Genomic DNA, 484 nt, shown 5'->3' with positions numbered 1-484 from the left:
GCCGTGGCGATGGAGGAAACAAAGACGACATATGAAAGGAGAATATATCAATTCAAGAACTGGAAAGAAAAGAATAAAATAACAGTGGAAGTACAGAGAAAGGAAAGATGAATTACACACTTTTAAGGACACTACCATCTGCTCCGACAAGTCGCATCCAATTGTTGCAATCCCACCCCGCCACGGGGACAAATGTATTCATTTTATTATAGAGACCTTTGCGTGAGATTGCAAACAAAACGGATGTGAAACCGATGGTATAAACCGCTCGTTTCCACACTTTCGACATCCATCTAAAAAACTTATTGATTTACAGCGACTTACAAAGCCATTTTAAAATGTCTTATACGGATTTAGCTTGTCACAATTCTGACTATAAAAAAAGTAAGAAATTATGACAAAACGTAAAACCCCGCGCGAATTTTCGTATTCGTTCAAGCTGCAAGTGTTAATTGATTATTATTCTAGCGGTTCTTCTCAAGCG

Source organism: Prevotella rectalis (assembly GCF_900607215.1).
Lineage (GTDB): Bacteria > Bacteroidota > Bacteroidia > Bacteroidales > Bacteroidaceae > Prevotella > Prevotella brunnea.
The sequence above is the reverse complement of the archived record's forward strand: the minus strand, read 5'-3'. Positions refer to the sequence as shown.